At 73.6% G+C, this 14258-nt stretch carries 14 protein-coding genes; 5 read left to right on the forward strand and 9 right to left on the reverse strand.

The genetic code is table 11. The features are described from left to right. Position 1 precedes the first annotated feature (1 nt). Positions 2-1906 (forward strand): helicase HerA-like domain-containing protein, encoded by a 1905-nt coding sequence (locus BW982_RS14770; protein WP_076494533.1) that lies wholly within the window; start codon positions 2-4, stop codon positions 1904-1906. A gap of 12 nt (positions 1907-1918) precedes the next feature. Here the strand turns inward: BW982_RS14770 and BW982_RS14775 are convergent, their stop codons facing one another. From BW982_RS14775 to BW982_RS14790, 4 genes are all read right to left on the reverse strand, one after another. Beyond that, positions 1919-3400 (reverse strand): MFS transporter, encoded by a 1482-nt coding sequence (locus tag BW982_RS14775; RefSeq protein WP_076494535.1) that lies wholly within the window; start codon positions 3398-3400, stop codon positions 1919-1921. Positions 3401-3482: 82 nt separating this feature from the next. Continuing rightward, the gene (locus BW982_RS14780) at positions 3483-5036 is read right to left on the reverse strand and encodes a carboxylesterase/lipase family protein (protein ID WP_076494538.1); all 1554 of its coding nucleotides are present in this window, start codon (positions 5034-5036) and stop codon (positions 3483-3485) included. 10 nt (positions 5037-5046) lie between these two features. Continuing rightward, the gene (locus BW982_RS14785) at positions 5047-6762 is read right to left on the reverse strand and encodes an ATP-binding protein (protein WP_076494540.1); all 1716 of its coding nucleotides are present in this window, start codon (positions 6760-6762) and stop codon (positions 5047-5049) included. Continuing rightward, positions 6759-7397 carry a response regulator gene (locus tag BW982_RS14790; protein WP_076494542.1) on the reverse strand — a complete coding sequence of 213 codons (639 nt, stop codon included), beginning with the start codon at positions 7395-7397 and terminating at the stop codon, positions 6759-6761. Before BW982_RS14790 ends, BW982_RS14785 begins: the two co-directional genes overlap by 4 nt. Positions 7398-7458: 61 nt before the next feature. On the opposite strand from BW982_RS14790, the gene BW982_RS14795 reads away from it, so the two are divergent. The 3 genes from BW982_RS14795 to BW982_RS14805 are packed head-to-tail and all read left to right on the forward strand — an operon-like array spanning position 7459 to position 9998. Then, the gene (locus BW982_RS14795) at positions 7459-9081 is read left to right on the forward strand and encodes an SDR family oxidoreductase (RefSeq protein ID WP_076494545.1); all 1623 of its coding nucleotides are present in this window, start codon (positions 7459-7461) and stop codon (positions 9079-9081) included. Between the two features lie 9 nt (positions 9082-9090). Beyond that, complete coding sequence (locus BW982_RS14800) at positions 9091-9570, forward strand: MogA/MoaB family molybdenum cofactor biosynthesis protein (protein WP_076494547.1); 480 nt, start codon at positions 9091-9093, stop codon at positions 9568-9570. Continuing rightward, the gene (locus BW982_RS14805) at positions 9570-9998 is read left to right on the forward strand and encodes a molybdenum cofactor biosynthesis protein MoaE (RefSeq protein ID WP_076494549.1); all 429 of its coding nucleotides are present in this window, start codon (positions 9570-9572) and stop codon (positions 9996-9998) included. Before BW982_RS14800 ends, BW982_RS14805 begins: the two co-directional genes overlap by 1 nt. A gap of 3 nt (positions 9999-10001) precedes the next feature. Here BW982_RS14805 and BW982_RS14810 read toward each other — a convergent pair whose 3' ends face one another. The 5 genes from BW982_RS14810 to moaA are packed head-to-tail and all read right to left on the reverse strand — an operon-like array spanning position 10002 to position 13752. Continuing rightward, entirely contained in the window at positions 10002-10238 is a 237-nt protein-coding gene (locus BW982_RS14810) for a MoaD/ThiS family protein (protein WP_083696734.1), read from the reverse strand. Next, on the reverse strand, positions 10235-10714 hold the full coding sequence (moaC, locus tag BW982_RS14815; protein ID WP_076494553.1) for a cyclic pyranopterin monophosphate synthase MoaC: 480 nt from the start codon (positions 10712-10714) through the stop codon (positions 10235-10237). The genes BW982_RS14810 and moaC overlap by 4 nt, the downstream gene beginning before the upstream one ends. Continuing rightward, entirely contained in the window at positions 10711-11934 is a 1224-nt protein-coding gene (glp, locus tag BW982_RS14820) for a molybdopterin molybdotransferase MoeA (RefSeq protein WP_076494555.1), read from the reverse strand. The genes moaC and glp overlap by 4 nt, the downstream gene beginning before the upstream one ends. Continuing rightward, entirely contained in the window at positions 11927-12700 is a 774-nt protein-coding gene (locus BW982_RS14825) for a HesA/MoeB/ThiF family protein (RefSeq protein ID WP_076494557.1), read from the reverse strand. The genes glp and BW982_RS14825 overlap by 8 nt, the downstream gene beginning before the upstream one ends. Then, positions 12697-13752 (reverse strand): GTP 3',8-cyclase MoaA, encoded by a 1056-nt coding sequence (gene moaA / locus BW982_RS14830; RefSeq protein WP_076494559.1) that lies wholly within the window; start codon positions 13750-13752, stop codon positions 12697-12699. Before moaA ends, BW982_RS14825 begins: the two co-directional genes overlap by 4 nt. Before the next feature lie 61 nt (positions 13753-13813). Here moaA and BW982_RS14835 point away from each other — a divergent pair, with 61 nt between their 5' ends. Then, positions 13814-14206, forward strand: coding sequence for a TOBE domain-containing protein (locus BW982_RS14835; protein WP_076494561.1), 393 nt, complete (start codon positions 13814-13816; stop codon positions 14204-14206). The last annotated feature ends 52 nt before the right edge of the window (positions 14207-14258 follow it).

Raw genomic sequence — 14258 nt, forward strand, 5'->3', positions numbered from 1 at the left:
CATGAGCGACACAGTGCCGTCCGTTCCCGGTCCTGCCGACGACCCCGAGGTCGCCCGATTGCGCGCCGAAGCCGAGGCGGCGGAGGCCGAGCTCCGCCTGGCGCGGGCCCGCGCCGATCTCGCCGCGGCGGAGGCGGCGGCCGCGAAGGCCCGCGCAGCCGCAGCCGGGGATGCCGGGGATGCCACGGTCGCCGAGCCGACGCCGGTTGCCGACCCGGCGCCGGCCGGCGCTCCCGCGCCCGCACCGGCTCCTGCTGCCGAGGCCCCCGCGCCGACCGTGCCGCTGACCGACGCGCAGGTCGCCACGGTCGCCGCCGGATACGCGGGTACCGGTGCGGCCCTCGACCTCGGGGTCCTCGTCAACGGCGGGCCCGTGGCATCCGTCCCCGTCCGGATCCCGCTCGCGATGACCAACCGGCACGGGCTCGTGGCCGGTGCCACGGGAACCGGGAAGACCCGCACGCTGCAACTGCTCGCCGAGCAGCTGTCGGCGAACGGTGTGCCCGTGTTCGCCGCCGACATCAAGGGCGACCTGTCCGGCGTGGCCGCTCCCGGCGCCTCGAGCGAGAAGCTGCTCGCCCGGACGAGTGCGCTCGGGCAGGCGTGGACGCCGCGGGCGTACCCGACCGAGTTCTACGCCCTCGGCGACGACGCGGCATCCGGGATCCCGGTCCGCGCGACCGTGTCGGGGTTCGGGCCGTTGCTGCTCAGCCGCGTCCTGGGTCTGAACGCGACACAGGAATCGAGCCTCGGTCTGGTGTTCCACTACGCCGACGAGAAGGGGCTCGCGCTCGTCGACCTGTCCGACCTGCGTGCGGTGCTGACGTTCCTCACCAGCGACGAGGGCAAGAGCGAGCTGAAGGACCTCGGTGGCCTGTCGGGGGCGACCGCGGGGGTCATCCTGCGCGAACTCGTCGCGTTCTCGGCCGCGGGCGCCGACTCGTTCTTCGGCGAGCCCGAGCTCGACGTGACCGCGTTCCTGCGCACGACCGCCGAGGGCGAGGGAGTCGTGAGCCTCCTCGAGGTGCCGAACGTCGCGTCACGGCCCGAGCTGTACTCGACGTTCCTGATGTACCTGCTCGCGGAGCTCTACGAGGTGCTGCCCGAGGTCGGCGACCTCGACAAACCGAAGCTCGTGTTCTTCTTCGACGAGGCGCACCTGCTCTTCCGCGAGGCGTCCAAGGCGTTCCTGTCCGCGATCACGCAGACGGTCCGCCTGATCCGCTCCAAGGGCGTCGGTGTCTTCTTCGTCACGCAGACACCGAAGGACGTGCCCGGCGACGTGCTCGCGCAGCTCGGATCGCGCGTCCAGCACGCCCTCCGTGCTTTCACGCCCGACGATGCGGCGGCGCTGCGCGCGTCGGTGCGGACGTATCCGGCATCGGGCTACGACCTCGAACGGGTGCTGCAGGAGCTCGGGACGGGGGAGGCGATCGTGACCGTCATGGACGAACGCGGCACCCCGACCCCCGTCGCCTGGACGAGACTGTTCGCGCCGCGCGCCTCGATGTCGCCGATCCCCGCCGCCGACCTCGCCGCCGCCGTCTCGGCATCCCCCCTGTTCGCGCAGTACGGGACTCCGATCGACCGCGAGTCGGCCCGGGAGATCCTCGCGGCGCGCATGCAGGCGGCGACCTACGCGCGCGAAGCCGCCGAGCGGGCGAAGCAGGCGGCCGCGGACGAAGCCGCGTACGCGAAGCAGCAGGCCGCGATCGAGAAGGCGCACGCCGACGCTCAGAAGAAGGCCCAGCGCGAGTACGACCGGTTGCTGAAGGGCACCGCGGGTCCGCGCGCACGTTCCAGCGCGCCGACCACGCCGCTCGACGACGTGCTGGGGCGCGGGGCGACGAAGACGATCCTCACCGGCGTCATCCGGGGCCTGTTCGGCACCGGCCGCCGCCGCTGAACCCCGCGGGGGTCAGATCCGACGGACTTCCAACGGCATCGTCGAGGTGTCGATGAGCGGGTCCTCGTCCTGACGGGCGACGACGGCCTCCGCTTCGGCGGGCGTCTCGACCGCGGGCACCGAGCCCAGGAGCGGCCGACGTGCCGTCTCGCGCATCGCGAAGAGCGCGACGAGTCCGAGGGCGGCGAAGAACATGATGTAGAACGCCGGCATGAGGGTGTTGCCCGTCCACTCGACCAGCGCCTGACTGAACAGCGGCGTCGTCCCGCCGAACAGCGACACCGCGATGTTGTAGGCCACGGCCATCGCGCCGAAGCGCGACGCGGTCGGGAACAGGGCGGGGAGAGCGGATGCCGAGATCGCGACGTAGAACGCCACCGGCACCGCCGCGAGCGCCAGGGCGATCATGACCGCCCACAGCTCGCCGATCTGCATGATGAGGAACGCGGGGACGAGCAGCACGATCGCGGAGCCCGCCGCGATCGCGTAGACCGGCTTCCGGCCGATCCGATCACTGAGCCTGCCGATGAGCGGGAGGCTGGCCGACATCACCAGGAGCACCGGGACCGTGGCCACGGCCGCACCGAGGTTGGAGATGCCCACCTCGGTCTCGAGGTACGTGGGCATGTAGCTGGTGAGCGCGTATCCGGCGGTGTTCGTCGCCGCGACCAGCGCGATTCCGATGAGGAGCGCGCGCCAGTGGTGGCGGACGATGCCCGCGAGTCCCTGACGGGCCATCGGGTCGTCGGAGCCGGTCTCCTGCGCGGCCTCGACCGCGTGGGTCTGTTCGAACGACGGCGTCTCGGGGATGCGGAGGCGGAAGTAGATCGCCACGATGCCGAGCGGGATCGCCAGGAGGAACGGGATGCGCCACCCGTAGTCGACCATGGCGTTCTCGCCCGATATCGCCGTGGTGATCGCGGTCGTCGTGGCCACCGCGGAGGCGCCCGCCGCGAAACCGACGTACGAGCCCACGTCGAGCCACGACGACCAGAAGCCCCGGGTGCGATCGGGCGAGAACTCCGAGACGTAGGTCGTCGCGCCGGCGTACTCACCACCGGTCGAGAAGCCCTGCACCATCTTCAGCAGGTACAGCGGCACGATCGCCCACAGGCCGATCGCGGAGGAGGTGGGCAGGATGCCGATGAGCGCGGTGGCCGTGGCCATCATCGCCATCGTGAGGAACAGAACCTTCTGCCGCCCGATGCGATCGCCGAGGGGACCGAGCACGAAGCCGCCGAACGGGCGGACGAGGAACGAGATCGCGAAGCCGAGCAGGGTCACCAGCAGGCCCCACGGCTCGGGCAGGTCGGAGGTGAACACCACCGCCAACGTCACCGCCAGGTAGCCGTAGATGCCGAAGTCGAACCACTCCATGAAGTTGCCGACGACGGTGCCGCCGATGGCGGTGCGCACGCGCTTCTTGTCGACGACGATGACGTCGTCGACCTCGAGTCGAGGGGATCCGGATGCCGCGGGGGGATGCTGGCTCATACTTCCACCCTTACCCCGATCGGCGTGCGCTTTCCAGCCGACGGGGTGCGCGGGGCGGATCTGCTATCCGGCGGCCCGCGCCTCAGGAGAACGACAGGACGTTGTCGCCCCACGCGCGGCGCAGCTCGCCGTCGAGGTCCGACACGACGACATCGTGGCGGTCGATCACGAGCGTCGCGCGCGCGTCGTCGCCGTCGGCGGTGAACGTCGGCCACGCGGGCGCGTCGGGGGCCGACGGCGCATCGCCGCGGGCGAACGCGGTCCACCGCGCCTGCATCCGCGCCGAGATGAGTTCGGCCACGCGGCGACCGCCGAGACGGAAGGTGAGGTCTTTCGGACCGCTCACGAGATTGCCCCACAGGTAGGGCAGCTCGGTGGCGTGCGTGGCGCCGAGACCGATGAGACGCAGGAACGGCGAGGCGTGGTCGAAGCGGTACAGCCATACCGGTGCGACGGTCGAGTGCCCCTCGGCGAGCCACAGCGTGGGCAGGCGGAAGCCGATGTCGCGGGCCACCCCCAGACCGATCGCGCGGTGCCGGACGTGCTCGTAGGCGGTGAGCACCTGCTCACGCGTCGGCAGTTCGACCCCGGTGTTCTCGGCCGCCATATCGGCGAACATCTGGTCGATCCGGTCGCCGGTGATGGGGATCAGCGGCGACTTCATGAACGAGAACAGCGAAGCCTCGTCCTTGTTGGTGCCGATCATCAACGGCACCGGGATGCCACGACCGGCCCGGAGCGCGGTGATCGGGGCCTCCGGGAGCAGCTCGCCGTCGACGACGGGTGCGAAGGCCAGGGTGCCCGGGTCGGTGGTGGGGACCGCGGCGTACACGGCCTTGCCCGCGGCCACGATCGCCTCCACCGGGGCGGCCTGGACCGCGGCGGGAGCCCCGGCATCGTCGGGGTCGATGCCCAGCTCGCCGAGGAAGCTGCGGGCCACCTTCTCGGCCCGGGCGGTGCCGTACACGCTCGACGCGGGGGAGGACTGCGCGATCGCGCGGTGGAACAGCCCCCGCGCGGACGGCGTCGCGAGGAGGGTGGTGACCAGCCCGCCGCCCGCCGACTCGCCGAACACCGTCACCCGGTCGGGGTCGCCGCCGAAGGCCGCGACGTTGCGCTGCACCCAGCGGAGCGCCAGCAGCACGTCCTTGAGGGCGAGGTTGCCGTCGAAGCCGGCGTCGGGCAGTGCGCCCGAGAGGTCGAGGAAGCCGAGGGCACCCAGACGGTAGTTCACGGTGACCACGATGACCCCGCCCGTCGACACCATCGACGTGGCGTCGTACAGGGGCTGGCTCGACGACCCGAACGTATAGGCGCCGCCGTGCAGCCACACCATGACCGGTCGGCCGGACTCCGAGGCGTCGGCCGGCGCCCACACGTTCAGAGACAGGCAGTCCTCGTCCTCCACGGCCGCGTCGCCGAGCGGAACGGCGGGGTTCAGCGGCTGGGGGCAGACGGGGCCGAAGGAGGTGGCATCCACTTCCCCCTCGGCATCCGGGGTGGGGAGCGGGTCGCGCCAGCGTCGATCGCCGGTGGGCGCGACGGCGAAGCGGATGCCGCGCCAGGAGAGCACCGAACGGTCGAGGAGGCCTCGGAAGGTGCCGGCGGGAGCGGTGACGGTGACGGGAGCGTCCATGGGCTCGACGCTACGCGCGGCGACCGAGACGCGCGCCGGGATGTTCGGTGGACACGACAGAACCCGCCCGCCCGGCCTCGTCCGCGACGAGGAAGAGCGCCTCGAGCACCGCCTCTCCGCCCCGGCCGGTCAGGCGCGCGCCCAGCCGGTCGGCGCGCGAGCCCGGCCTCAGCCGCGCCCCCGCGACGGGCGCACCGGGCGAGGTCACCCGGACGCGCAGACGGGGGCCGGCGGCCGTCGCCGCCAGACGTATCTCAACGCGCGCCGCTCTCACGCGCGCGTGCTTGGCGGCGTTGAGCAGCCCCTCGGCGACGACGTCGATCACGTCGCCGGCGAGGGCCGGGTCCGCGCGCAGCGCGTCGGCCGCCTCGTCGGCGACATCGCCGTCGACCGGCATCGCCGTCCCCCACGTCTGCAGCAGGGGAGCGAGCGAGGACGACCGTTCGGCCGGGGAATCGAACACGCCCCGCACGGCCGTCGCCAGAGGGGGGAGCCCGGCCCGGAACCCAGCCACGTCGGCGGGAGAGGCATTCGGATGCTGCAGCGCGAAATGCACCGCCGCGCCCTGCGCGTCGGAATGGACGAGGTCGGCGGCGCGGTGCAGACCCGCCCGGACCCGGCGTGTGCCCAGCTCGTCGGCGCGACCCCGGTCCGCGATCGCACTCGACAACCGTCGACGTTCCACCCGGAGTCGGTGCAGGCCGCTGCGCCCCCGCGCGAGGGCGAGGGCGAGGGCCGGATAGGTCAGCGCGGGCACGGCCGCGAGCGGCAGCGGGACCCCCTGCGACGTCGCGATGGCCGTGAGCGCCAGCCCGACCAGCACGGTCGACGCGACGAAGACCAGGGCCCGTGCCCGCGGGCGACGAAGGAGAGGAGGTACGCGCGGGAGCAGGTCGGCCGCCGACCCGCAGACGAGAGCGCCCACCAGCCCCAGCAGGAGATCGACCGGCGCGACGGCGCGCAGGGCATAGGGGAGGACGGCGAGCCCGTAGAGCGTCGCGGCCAGGCCGACGGGCGGCAGGCGCAGCGCGAGCGGCGTGCGGGGGAGCCCGGGGACCTCGACGCCGCCGCCGGTCACCGCCGCCCCGGGTGTCGCGGCGGCACGCGCGGACAGGTCGCGGGCGTGGTCGCGAAGATCGGATGCCAGGGCGCGGACGTCGGCGACCGTTTCGAGGCGCGCCGCCTCCAGCGCGTCGGCGACCGCCGCGACCGCGGCCCGGGCATCGGCGGTATAGGCGCGCACGCGCGCGGCGCCGTCGTCCCACTGGGCGAGCACCTGGGCGAGCAGGGCGTTGGTCTCGCGCGTCGACCGGACGATGTCGACGAGGACGGCGGTGCCCACCAGCGCGATCGTCCACACGAGGAGGTTGGTGGCGGCGCGCAGCGCACCGTCGCCCGGGGGGAGGACGGCCAGCCCGGCGGCACGCGAGACCGCGTCGAGCAGGAAGGGGCGGGCGACCGCGGTGGCGGCGAGGGCGAAGACGACCAGCGCCGCCCGCGCGCGAGGGCGTCGGAGGGTGCGCTCCGCCACGGCGACACCGACCCACACGACGGCGCACACCGTCGCCGTCACCACGGCGACGAAGGCGCGCTCTGCGTCCGACAGCCCCGCGGGCAGCGGGGCCAGGACCGTCAGTGACACCGCGGCGATCGCGACGAACGTCCAGCGCGTGACGAAACGACCGCCGGAGAGCGCGCGGTTCCCCGCGCGCAGCAGCGTCCTCACGCGACGGGGCCGAACTCGGCGAGATAGAGCGCGCTCGCCCGCACGCGCGGGTTCGTCCCCACCGCGCCGAGGTCGAGTCGGGCGAAGATGCGGCTCACCGCGCGCTCGACCGCGCGCGTCGTCGTGCCCCGCTCGCGCGCGATCTGCTCGTTCGACCACCCGCGCGCGACGAGGGCGAGCACCTCGATCTGCCGACGCGTGAGCCCGGCCAGTGGCGAGGTGCGCTGCGGTGCCGGGGGAGCGGGTGGTGTCGTCGTGCGCAGCGCCGCCTCGATGGCATCCACCACGACATCGGCGGAGCTCACGTCGAGTTTGGACACGAACACGGCGCCCGCCGGGCCGGGGCTCCCGGAGCCGGCGACCGCTCCCGGGAAGCTGCTGAGGAAGACGACCGCGAGGTGCGGGGCGAGACCGGTGAGGATCGTGGCCAGTTCGACGCCCGAGGGGCGCGAACCGAGATCGATGTCGGTCAGCAGCACATCGGGATCGGTCCCGGCGAAGAGGGTCGTCGCTTCGGCGGCGTCGGCGGCGCCGGTGACCTCGAAGCCGCGGTGCGCGAGCATGTCGCACAGCAGGACGCGCATCGCCGGTTGATCTTCCACGACGAGCACGCGACGTACCCACGTGGTCTCCACGCACTCACACTATCCACGTCAAGCCCCCCGCGATGTCGGGGGCCGGGCGTACCGTTTCGGCATGAGCGAGCTGTCCGCCCCCACCGGCCGTGAACCCGTGCTCGTCGCCCAGCCTCGTCCCGACGGCTCGGCGCCGCGTGCCCTGGTCCTCGGCGCCACCGGCTACCTCGGCGGGCGTCTCGTGCCGCGGCTGCTCGCGGCCGGCTACCGGGTGCGGGTGCTCGCCCGTGATGCCCGGCGCGTCGGGGCGTTCCCCTGGGGTCGCGACGTCGAGACGATCGAGGGCGACGCGACCGACGCGGCGGCGGTGGCGCGCGCCGTCGAGGCCGTCGACGTCCTCTATTACCTCATCCATTCGATGGGCGGCGGCCGCGACTTCGAGAGCACCGATCGCCGCGCGGCCCGCACGGTCGCCGACGCCGCCGCAGCGGCCGCCGTGTCGCGGATCGTCTACCTCGGCGGTCTCCACCCCGACGACGCCACGCTGTCGGCGCACCTGCGATCGCGTGTCGAGGTGGGTGAGATCCTGCTCGCCAGCGGTGTGCCGACGCTGGTGCTGCAGGCCGGCGTCGTGATCGGCTCGGGCTCGGCGTCGTTCGAGATGGTGCGGCACCTGACCGATGTGCTGCCGTACATGCCGGCACCCAAGTGGGTGCGCAACCGCATCCAGCCGATCGCCGTGCGCGACGTGCTGCACTACCTGCTCGGGGCCGCGCGCGTCGCCCCGAACGTCAACCGCGCGGTCGACATCGGCGGTCCTGATGTGCTGCGGTACGGGCAGATGATGAACGGCTACGCCCTCGAGGCGGGGCTCCACCAGCGCGCGATCGCGTCGTTGCCGGTGCTGACGCCCCGGCTCGCCTCGCACTGGGTGAACCTCGTCACCCCGATCCCCAAGTCGATCGCCCGGCCGCTCGTGGAGTCGCTGCAGAACGACTGCGTCGTGAAAGACCGGGCGATCGACGATCTCGTGCCGCGCCCCGAGGGTGGGCTGATGCCCTATCGCGAGGCCGTGCGGCGCGCGCTCGGCCGGGTCAACGACGACGCCATCGAGACGAGCTGGCAGGATGCCGAGGTCTCCGGCGCCCCGAGCGACCCGCTGCCGAGCGACCCCGACTGGGCCGGCCGCCTGGTCTACACCGACGAGCGCACGATGCGCACCAGCGCCAGCCCCGCGCAGCTGTGGTCGGTCATCGAGGGCATCGGCGGCGAGAACGGGTGGTACTCCTCGCCGTTGCTGTGGGCGATCCGCGGGTGGATGGATCGCCTCGTCGGCGGCGTGGGCCTCGCCCGCGGACGCCGGAGCCGCAGCGTCGTGACCGTCGGCGATGCGCTGGACTTCTGGCGCGTCGAGGCGATCGAGCCGGGGCATCTCCTGCGGCTGCGCGCCGAGATGAAGGTGCCCGGCGGCGCGTGGCTCGAGCTGCGGGCGAGTGCCGACGGCGACGGCGCCCGGTTCGACCAGCGAGCGCTGTTCTTCCCGACCGGCCTCGCGGGGCGCCTGTACTGGCTGTCAGTGCTGCCCTTCCACGGTCTGATCTTCAGCGGCATGGCCCGGCGCATCACCGCCGCCGCCGAACACGTGCAGCGCGACGACCTGGAGCCGAAAGCGAAGGCCGGGCGCATCGCTCCCGAGGTGCCCGAGGTCGAGACGATCCCCTCCGCGGCCGACACGCGCGCCTAGGCTGGGACGGTGCCGTACACCGCCCGCGTGATCACCGTGTCCGACCGCTCCGCCGCCGGTCTCCGCGAGGATCGCGGCGGTCCGCTCGCGGTATCGCTGCTGCGCGAGGCCGGCTTCGACTGTGCCGAGGCGGCCGTCGTGCCGGACGGGGCCGACAGCGTCGAGACCGCTCTGCGCGCCGCCCTCGCCGCCGGAGCCGGACTCGTCGTCACCACCGGTGGCACGGGGATCGCGCCCACCGATCGCACCCCCGAGGGCACCGCTCGCGTGATCGACCGTGAGCTTCCCGGCGTCGCCGAGGAGCTGCGTCGCCGCGGGCTCGCCGACACCCCGCTCGCGGTGATCTCCCGCGGCCTCGCCGGAATCGCCGACCCCGCGACCCTCGTCGTCAACCTCCCCGGATCCACGCGGGCCGTGGCATCCGGGATCGCCGTCCTCGCGGAGCTCGCTCCGCACGTCCTCGACCAGCTCGCCGGAGGAGACCACTGATGAGTGCCGTCCGCATCGCCCGCCTGTCCGAGGAGCCGCTCGACCTCGACGCTCATCTGCGTGCCGTCGAGGATGACGCCTCGGGCGCCGTCACGACCTTCGTCGGGCGCGTGCGCGACACCGACCCGGATGCCACGGATGCCGTCGTCGCGCTGGAGTACAGCGCTCACCCCGACGCGCCCGCCGCACTCCACCGCATCGCCGAGCGGGCCGCCGCGGGCACCGACGCCATCGTCGCGGTGAGTCACCGCGTGGGGCGGCTGGAGGTCGGGGAGGCCGCCGTGATCATCGCCGTCGCCTCGGGCCACCGCGCGGCGGCGTTCGAGGTGTGCCGCACGGTGATCGAGACGATCAAGACCGACCTGCCCGTGTGGAAGCGTCAGGTCGAGGCCGACGGCACGACCGCGTGGAAGGGCCTCGGGGGCTGACGCTCAGCCGCCCGCGAACGGCGGCAGCACGTCGACGTGCGCCACGCCCGCGAGGGGCGCGTCGTCGTCGCGGCGCTCGCCGTCGACGAGCACGGCGCAGCGGTCCAGGATGCCGACGAGCGCGGGGTGGTCCGTGAGCACGGCGGCGCGCAGCGCGAGGAGGGTCGACTCGGCGCGGTCCTCGGCATCCGTCCCCGCGGCCTCGGCGGCGGCGGCGAAGTAGCGGACCCGCACACTCACGCGGGCTCCCCGGGGCGGTGCCAGTCGCCGGACTTGCCGCCCGTCTTGGACACGATCCGCACGTTCTCGATGCTGGTGCCCTTGTCCAGGCCCTTCACCATGTCGACGATCGCGAGGGCGGCGACCGAGACGCTCGTGAGCGCCTCCATCTCGACGCCGGTGCGGTCGGCGGTGCCGACGGTGGCCTCGATCTCGACGCCGTCGTCGACGATCTCGAGGTCGACGGAGGCGCGGTGCACCCCGATCACGTGCGCGAGGGGGAGGAGCGTCGGCGTCGACTTGGCGGCCTGGATGCCGGAGATCCGCGCCACGGCCAGCACGTCGCCCTTCGGCGCGGTGCCGCCGCGGAGCGCGGCGACGACCTCGGGGCTGCAGCGCACGAAACCGCGCGCCGTCGCGGTGCGGACGGTGGGCTGCTTGAGAGTGACGTCGACCATGCGGGCATGGCCCGCGGCATCCAGGTGGGTGAAGGTCATGGAATCAGCATGACATCGACGGGGTCGCCGACGGCGACGGCGGACACCTCGGCGGGGACGATCGCGAACGCCTCGGCGCGCGCCAGCGACGCCGCGAGGTGCGAGCCGGACCCGCCCGCGGTGGCCGGGCGCACCGTTCCGGCGACGAGATCGACGGCCACCGGGAGGTACTGGCGGCGGCCGGGCGGCGTGCGCCACGACTCGGATGCCGTGAGCCGGGCGTGGCGGCGATCGATCGCCGTGCGGCCCTGCAGGGCGAGGAGTGCCGGGCGCACGAACACCTCGAATGAGACGGCGACGCTGACCGGGTTGCCGGGGAGGCCGAACACGAGCCGCCCGTCGTCGAGGACGCCGAACGCCTGCGGCTTGCCGGGCTGCATCGCGACCTTGTCGAACGCGATGCGGTCGGACAGCGCCTGGCGCACAGGCTCGTAAGCGCCCGCGCTCACGCCTCCCGTGAACACGACGACGTCGGCCTCCGCCGCGCGCGCCAAGGCCCCGTCGACGGTGCCGGCTTCGTCGGTGACGTGCGCGACGAGCACGACCTCGGCGTCCGCGTCGGCGACGAGCGCGGCGAGCAGCGTGGCGTTCGAGTCGGGCGTCTGTCCGCGGCCCGGTGCCGTCCCGGGAGCCACGAGCTCGCTCCCCGTGGACACGACCGCCACCCGCGGACGGCGGCGTACCTCGAGACGATCGACGCCGGCCGCCGCGGCGGCGGCGAGGGCGTACGACCCGAGCCGTTCGCCCACCGTGAGCACGGCGTCGCCGGTGCGGACGTCACCGCCGCGACGGCGGATGAACGCGCCCGCGGTGGCGGGGGCGTGGAGCACCTCGACGGTGCCGAGGGAGTCGGCGAGGCCGCCGGCGGTGTCCTCGAACGGGACGATGGCGTCGGCGCCCGTCGGCACGGGGGCGCCCGTCATGATCCGCACCGCCTCGCCCGGCCCGAACGCGGGGTCGTCGGCCGACCCGGCCGGCAGATCGGCGACGACGCGCAGCGGCACCGGGCTCTCGGCATCCGCCCCCTCGACATCGGCGAAGCGGACGGCGAACCCGTCCATCGAGGAGTTGTCGTCGCCGGGGAGGTCGTGCCGGGCTCGGACGTCGGCCGCGAGCGTCCGTTCCGCCGCCTCGTCCAGCCGGACCGTCTCGACGGGCAGGGCGTTCACGGCGGCGAGGATGCGGGCGCGGTGCTCTTCGACGGTCAGCAGCTCAGACACGCGGGGTCCTTCCGGCGAGGGGGATGACGTCCTGGCGGGCGCGCAGTGCGTCGATCACGACGAGACGCCCGAGCAGAGGCTCGCCGGCGCCGGTGATGAGTTTGATCGCCTCGGTCGCGAGCAGGCCCCCGACCTGCACGCACAGCGACCCCAGCACGCCGACCTGCGCGCACGTCGGCGGTTCGCCGACGGATTCGGGCGGGAAGACGTCGCCGAGGGTCACGGGGGCGTGGCCCGCGGGCGGCCGCGACCAGAACACCGTGGCCTGCGCCGACCACTCCTGCACGGCGCCCCACACCAGCGGCACCCCGAGATCGTCGGTCGCGGATGCCACGGCGCTGCGGGTGTCGAACGTGTCGCTGCCGTCGATCACGACGTGCGCGTCGCCGAGGAGGTCGCGGGCGTTGTCCGGGGTGAGGCGCGTGGTCTCCTGCCGCACGCGCGTGAGCGGGGAGAGATCCCGGATCGCGCGCGCCGCGGACGCCGTCTTCGGTGCGCCGATGTCGTCCACACGGTGCATCAGCTGCCGCTGCAGGTTCGTGCGCTCCACGACGTCGTCGTCGATCACGATCAGTTCGCCGACGCCCGCGGCGGCCAGGGCCAGCAGCACGGGGGAGCCGAGGCCCCCCGCGCCGACCACGGCGATGCGGGCGGCCGCGAGTCGCCGCTGTCCCTCTTCGCCGATCCCGGCGAGGACGGCGTGACGGGCCGTGCGGATGAGTTCCTCGGGGGCGAGGGCGGCCACCGGGTCGACGAGCGGCCTCATCCGCCGATCGCGCTCATCGTGCGCTCGGGCTGGATGAAGTCGGCACGCGCCAGGCCGACGCGGTCCGAGCCGTGGGCGCGGGGCTTGCGCCACATGGCATCCCGCCAGATCTGCGCCAGGCCTTCGTCGCTCGCGCCGTCGCGCAGCGCCGTGAGCAGGTCGGTCTCCTCATGCGAGAACAGGCACGACCGGATGCGGCCGTCGGCGGTGACGCGCGTGCGCGTGCAGGCAGCGCAGAAGGGCTCGGTGACCGAGGAGATGATGCCGACGTGACCGGCCAGGGTGTCGTCGCCGCGGCGACGCACCTCCCAGCGTTCGGCGGGCGCCGCCCCGCGACCGCGGGGATCGGGCGCGAGGTCGAAGACCTCCTCGAGCGCGGCGCGGATCTCGCGCGCCGGCACGACCTGCGTCTCGGTCCAGGAGCGGTCGCCGTCGAGCGGCATGTCCTCGATGAACCGCATCTCGTAGCCATGGGTGACGGCCCAATCCACGAGCGGCGCCATCTCGGTGTCGTTGATGCCGCGCAGCAGCACCGCGTTGATCTTGATGGGACCGAGGCCCGCGGCCCGGGCGGCGTCGAGCCCGGCCAGGACCTTGTCGAGGTGGGGGCGGCGGGTGAGTTCGGCGAACGTCTCGGGGTGCAGGGTGTCGAGCGAGACGTTCAGACGCGTGAGTCCCGCGTCCTTCAGGGCCTGGGCGCGGCGATCAAGTCCCACCGCGTTGGTGGTCATCGCGATCGGCAGGTCGGGGTGGTCGGCGCGGATCCGCGCGATGACGTCCTCGAGGTCCTTGCGCACGAGCGGTTCGCCGCCCGTCAGGCGCAGCTCCTCGGCGCCGAGCGCGCGGACGGCGACGCGCACGATCCGCGCGATCTCCTCGCCGGTCATGAGCTGCTGCTGCGGCATCCACGGCAGGCCCTCCGCGGGCATGCAGTAGGTGCAGCGCAGGTTGCACTTGTCGATCACCGACACGCGCAGGTCGCGGGCCACGCGGCCGAACCGATCGAGCAACCCGCCCTCGCGGGGCGCCCCGGTCTCGCGCACGGCATCCATGGGTCGAGCCTAGGCGAGCGGGGAGTGGGGTGGGCCGCCGCCGGGGCGCTAGCGTCGAGCCATGACCACCACCTTCCGGATCGCGCAGGCCGCGGGGCTGCTCGGCGTCAGCGACGACACCGTGCGGCGCTGGATCGACCAGGGCCTCTTGCCCACGACGGGGGCGTCGCCGGTCGAGATCCCGGGCGCGGCGCTCGCGGAGCGCGCCGTCGCGCTCGCCGCCGAACCCGACGATCCGACCGGGGTCGCGTCGAGCGCGCGCAATCGCTTCGTCGGCATCGTGACGCGGGTGCGCATCGACGGCGTCATGGCGCAGGTCGACCTCCAGTGCGGTCCGCACCGGGTCGTGTCGCTCATGTCGGCGGAGGCCGCCGAAGACCTCGCGCTCGAGCCGGGTGCGCTCGCCGTGGCGTCCGTGAAGGCGACGGTGGTCACCGTCGATACTCCGCGCTAGCGACACCGTGGCCTCCCGTGATCCGCAGATGCGGAATACTGGATGCCGCGGG

The sequence above is a fragment of the Microbacterium sp. RURRCA19A genome, assembly GCF_900156455.1.
Taxonomy (GTDB): Bacteria; Actinomycetota; Actinomycetes; order Actinomycetales; family Microbacteriaceae; genus Microbacterium.

Bases quoted from the DNA above. Each gene is read 5' to 3' on its own strand.
- BW982_RS14770 (WP_076494533.1), top strand. From the start codon at position 2: ATGAGCGACACAGTGCCGTCCGTTCCCGGTCCTGCCGACGACCCCGAG.
- BW982_RS14775 (WP_076494535.1), bottom strand. From the start codon at position 3,400: ATGAGCCAGCATCCCCCCGCGGCATCCGGATCCCCTCGACTCGAGGTC.
- BW982_RS14780 (WP_076494538.1), bottom strand. From the start codon at position 5,036: ATGGACGCTCCCGTCACCGTCACCGCTCCCGCCGGCACCTTCCGAGGC.
- BW982_RS14795 (WP_076494545.1), top strand. From the start codon at position 7,459: ATGAGCGAGCTGTCCGCCCCCACCGGCCGTGAACCCGTGCTCGTCGCC.
- BW982_RS14805 (WP_076494549.1), top strand. From the start codon at position 9,570: ATGAGTGCCGTCCGCATCGCCCGCCTGTCCGAGGAGCCGCTCGACCTC.
- moaC (WP_076494553.1), bottom strand. From the start codon at position 10,714: ATGACCTTCACCCACCTGGATGCCGCGGGCCATGCCCGCATGGTCGAC.
- BW982_RS14825 (WP_076494557.1), bottom strand. From the start codon at position 12,700: ATGAGGCCGCTCGTCGACCCGGTGGCCGCCCTCGCCCCCGAGGAACTC.
- moaA (WP_076494559.1), bottom strand. From the start codon at position 13,752: ATGGATGCCGTGCGCGAGACCGGGGCGCCCCGCGAGGGCGGGTTGCTC.
- BW982_RS14835 (WP_076494561.1), top strand. From the start codon at position 13,814: ATGACCACCACCTTCCGGATCGCGCAGGCCGCGGGGCTGCTCGGCGTC.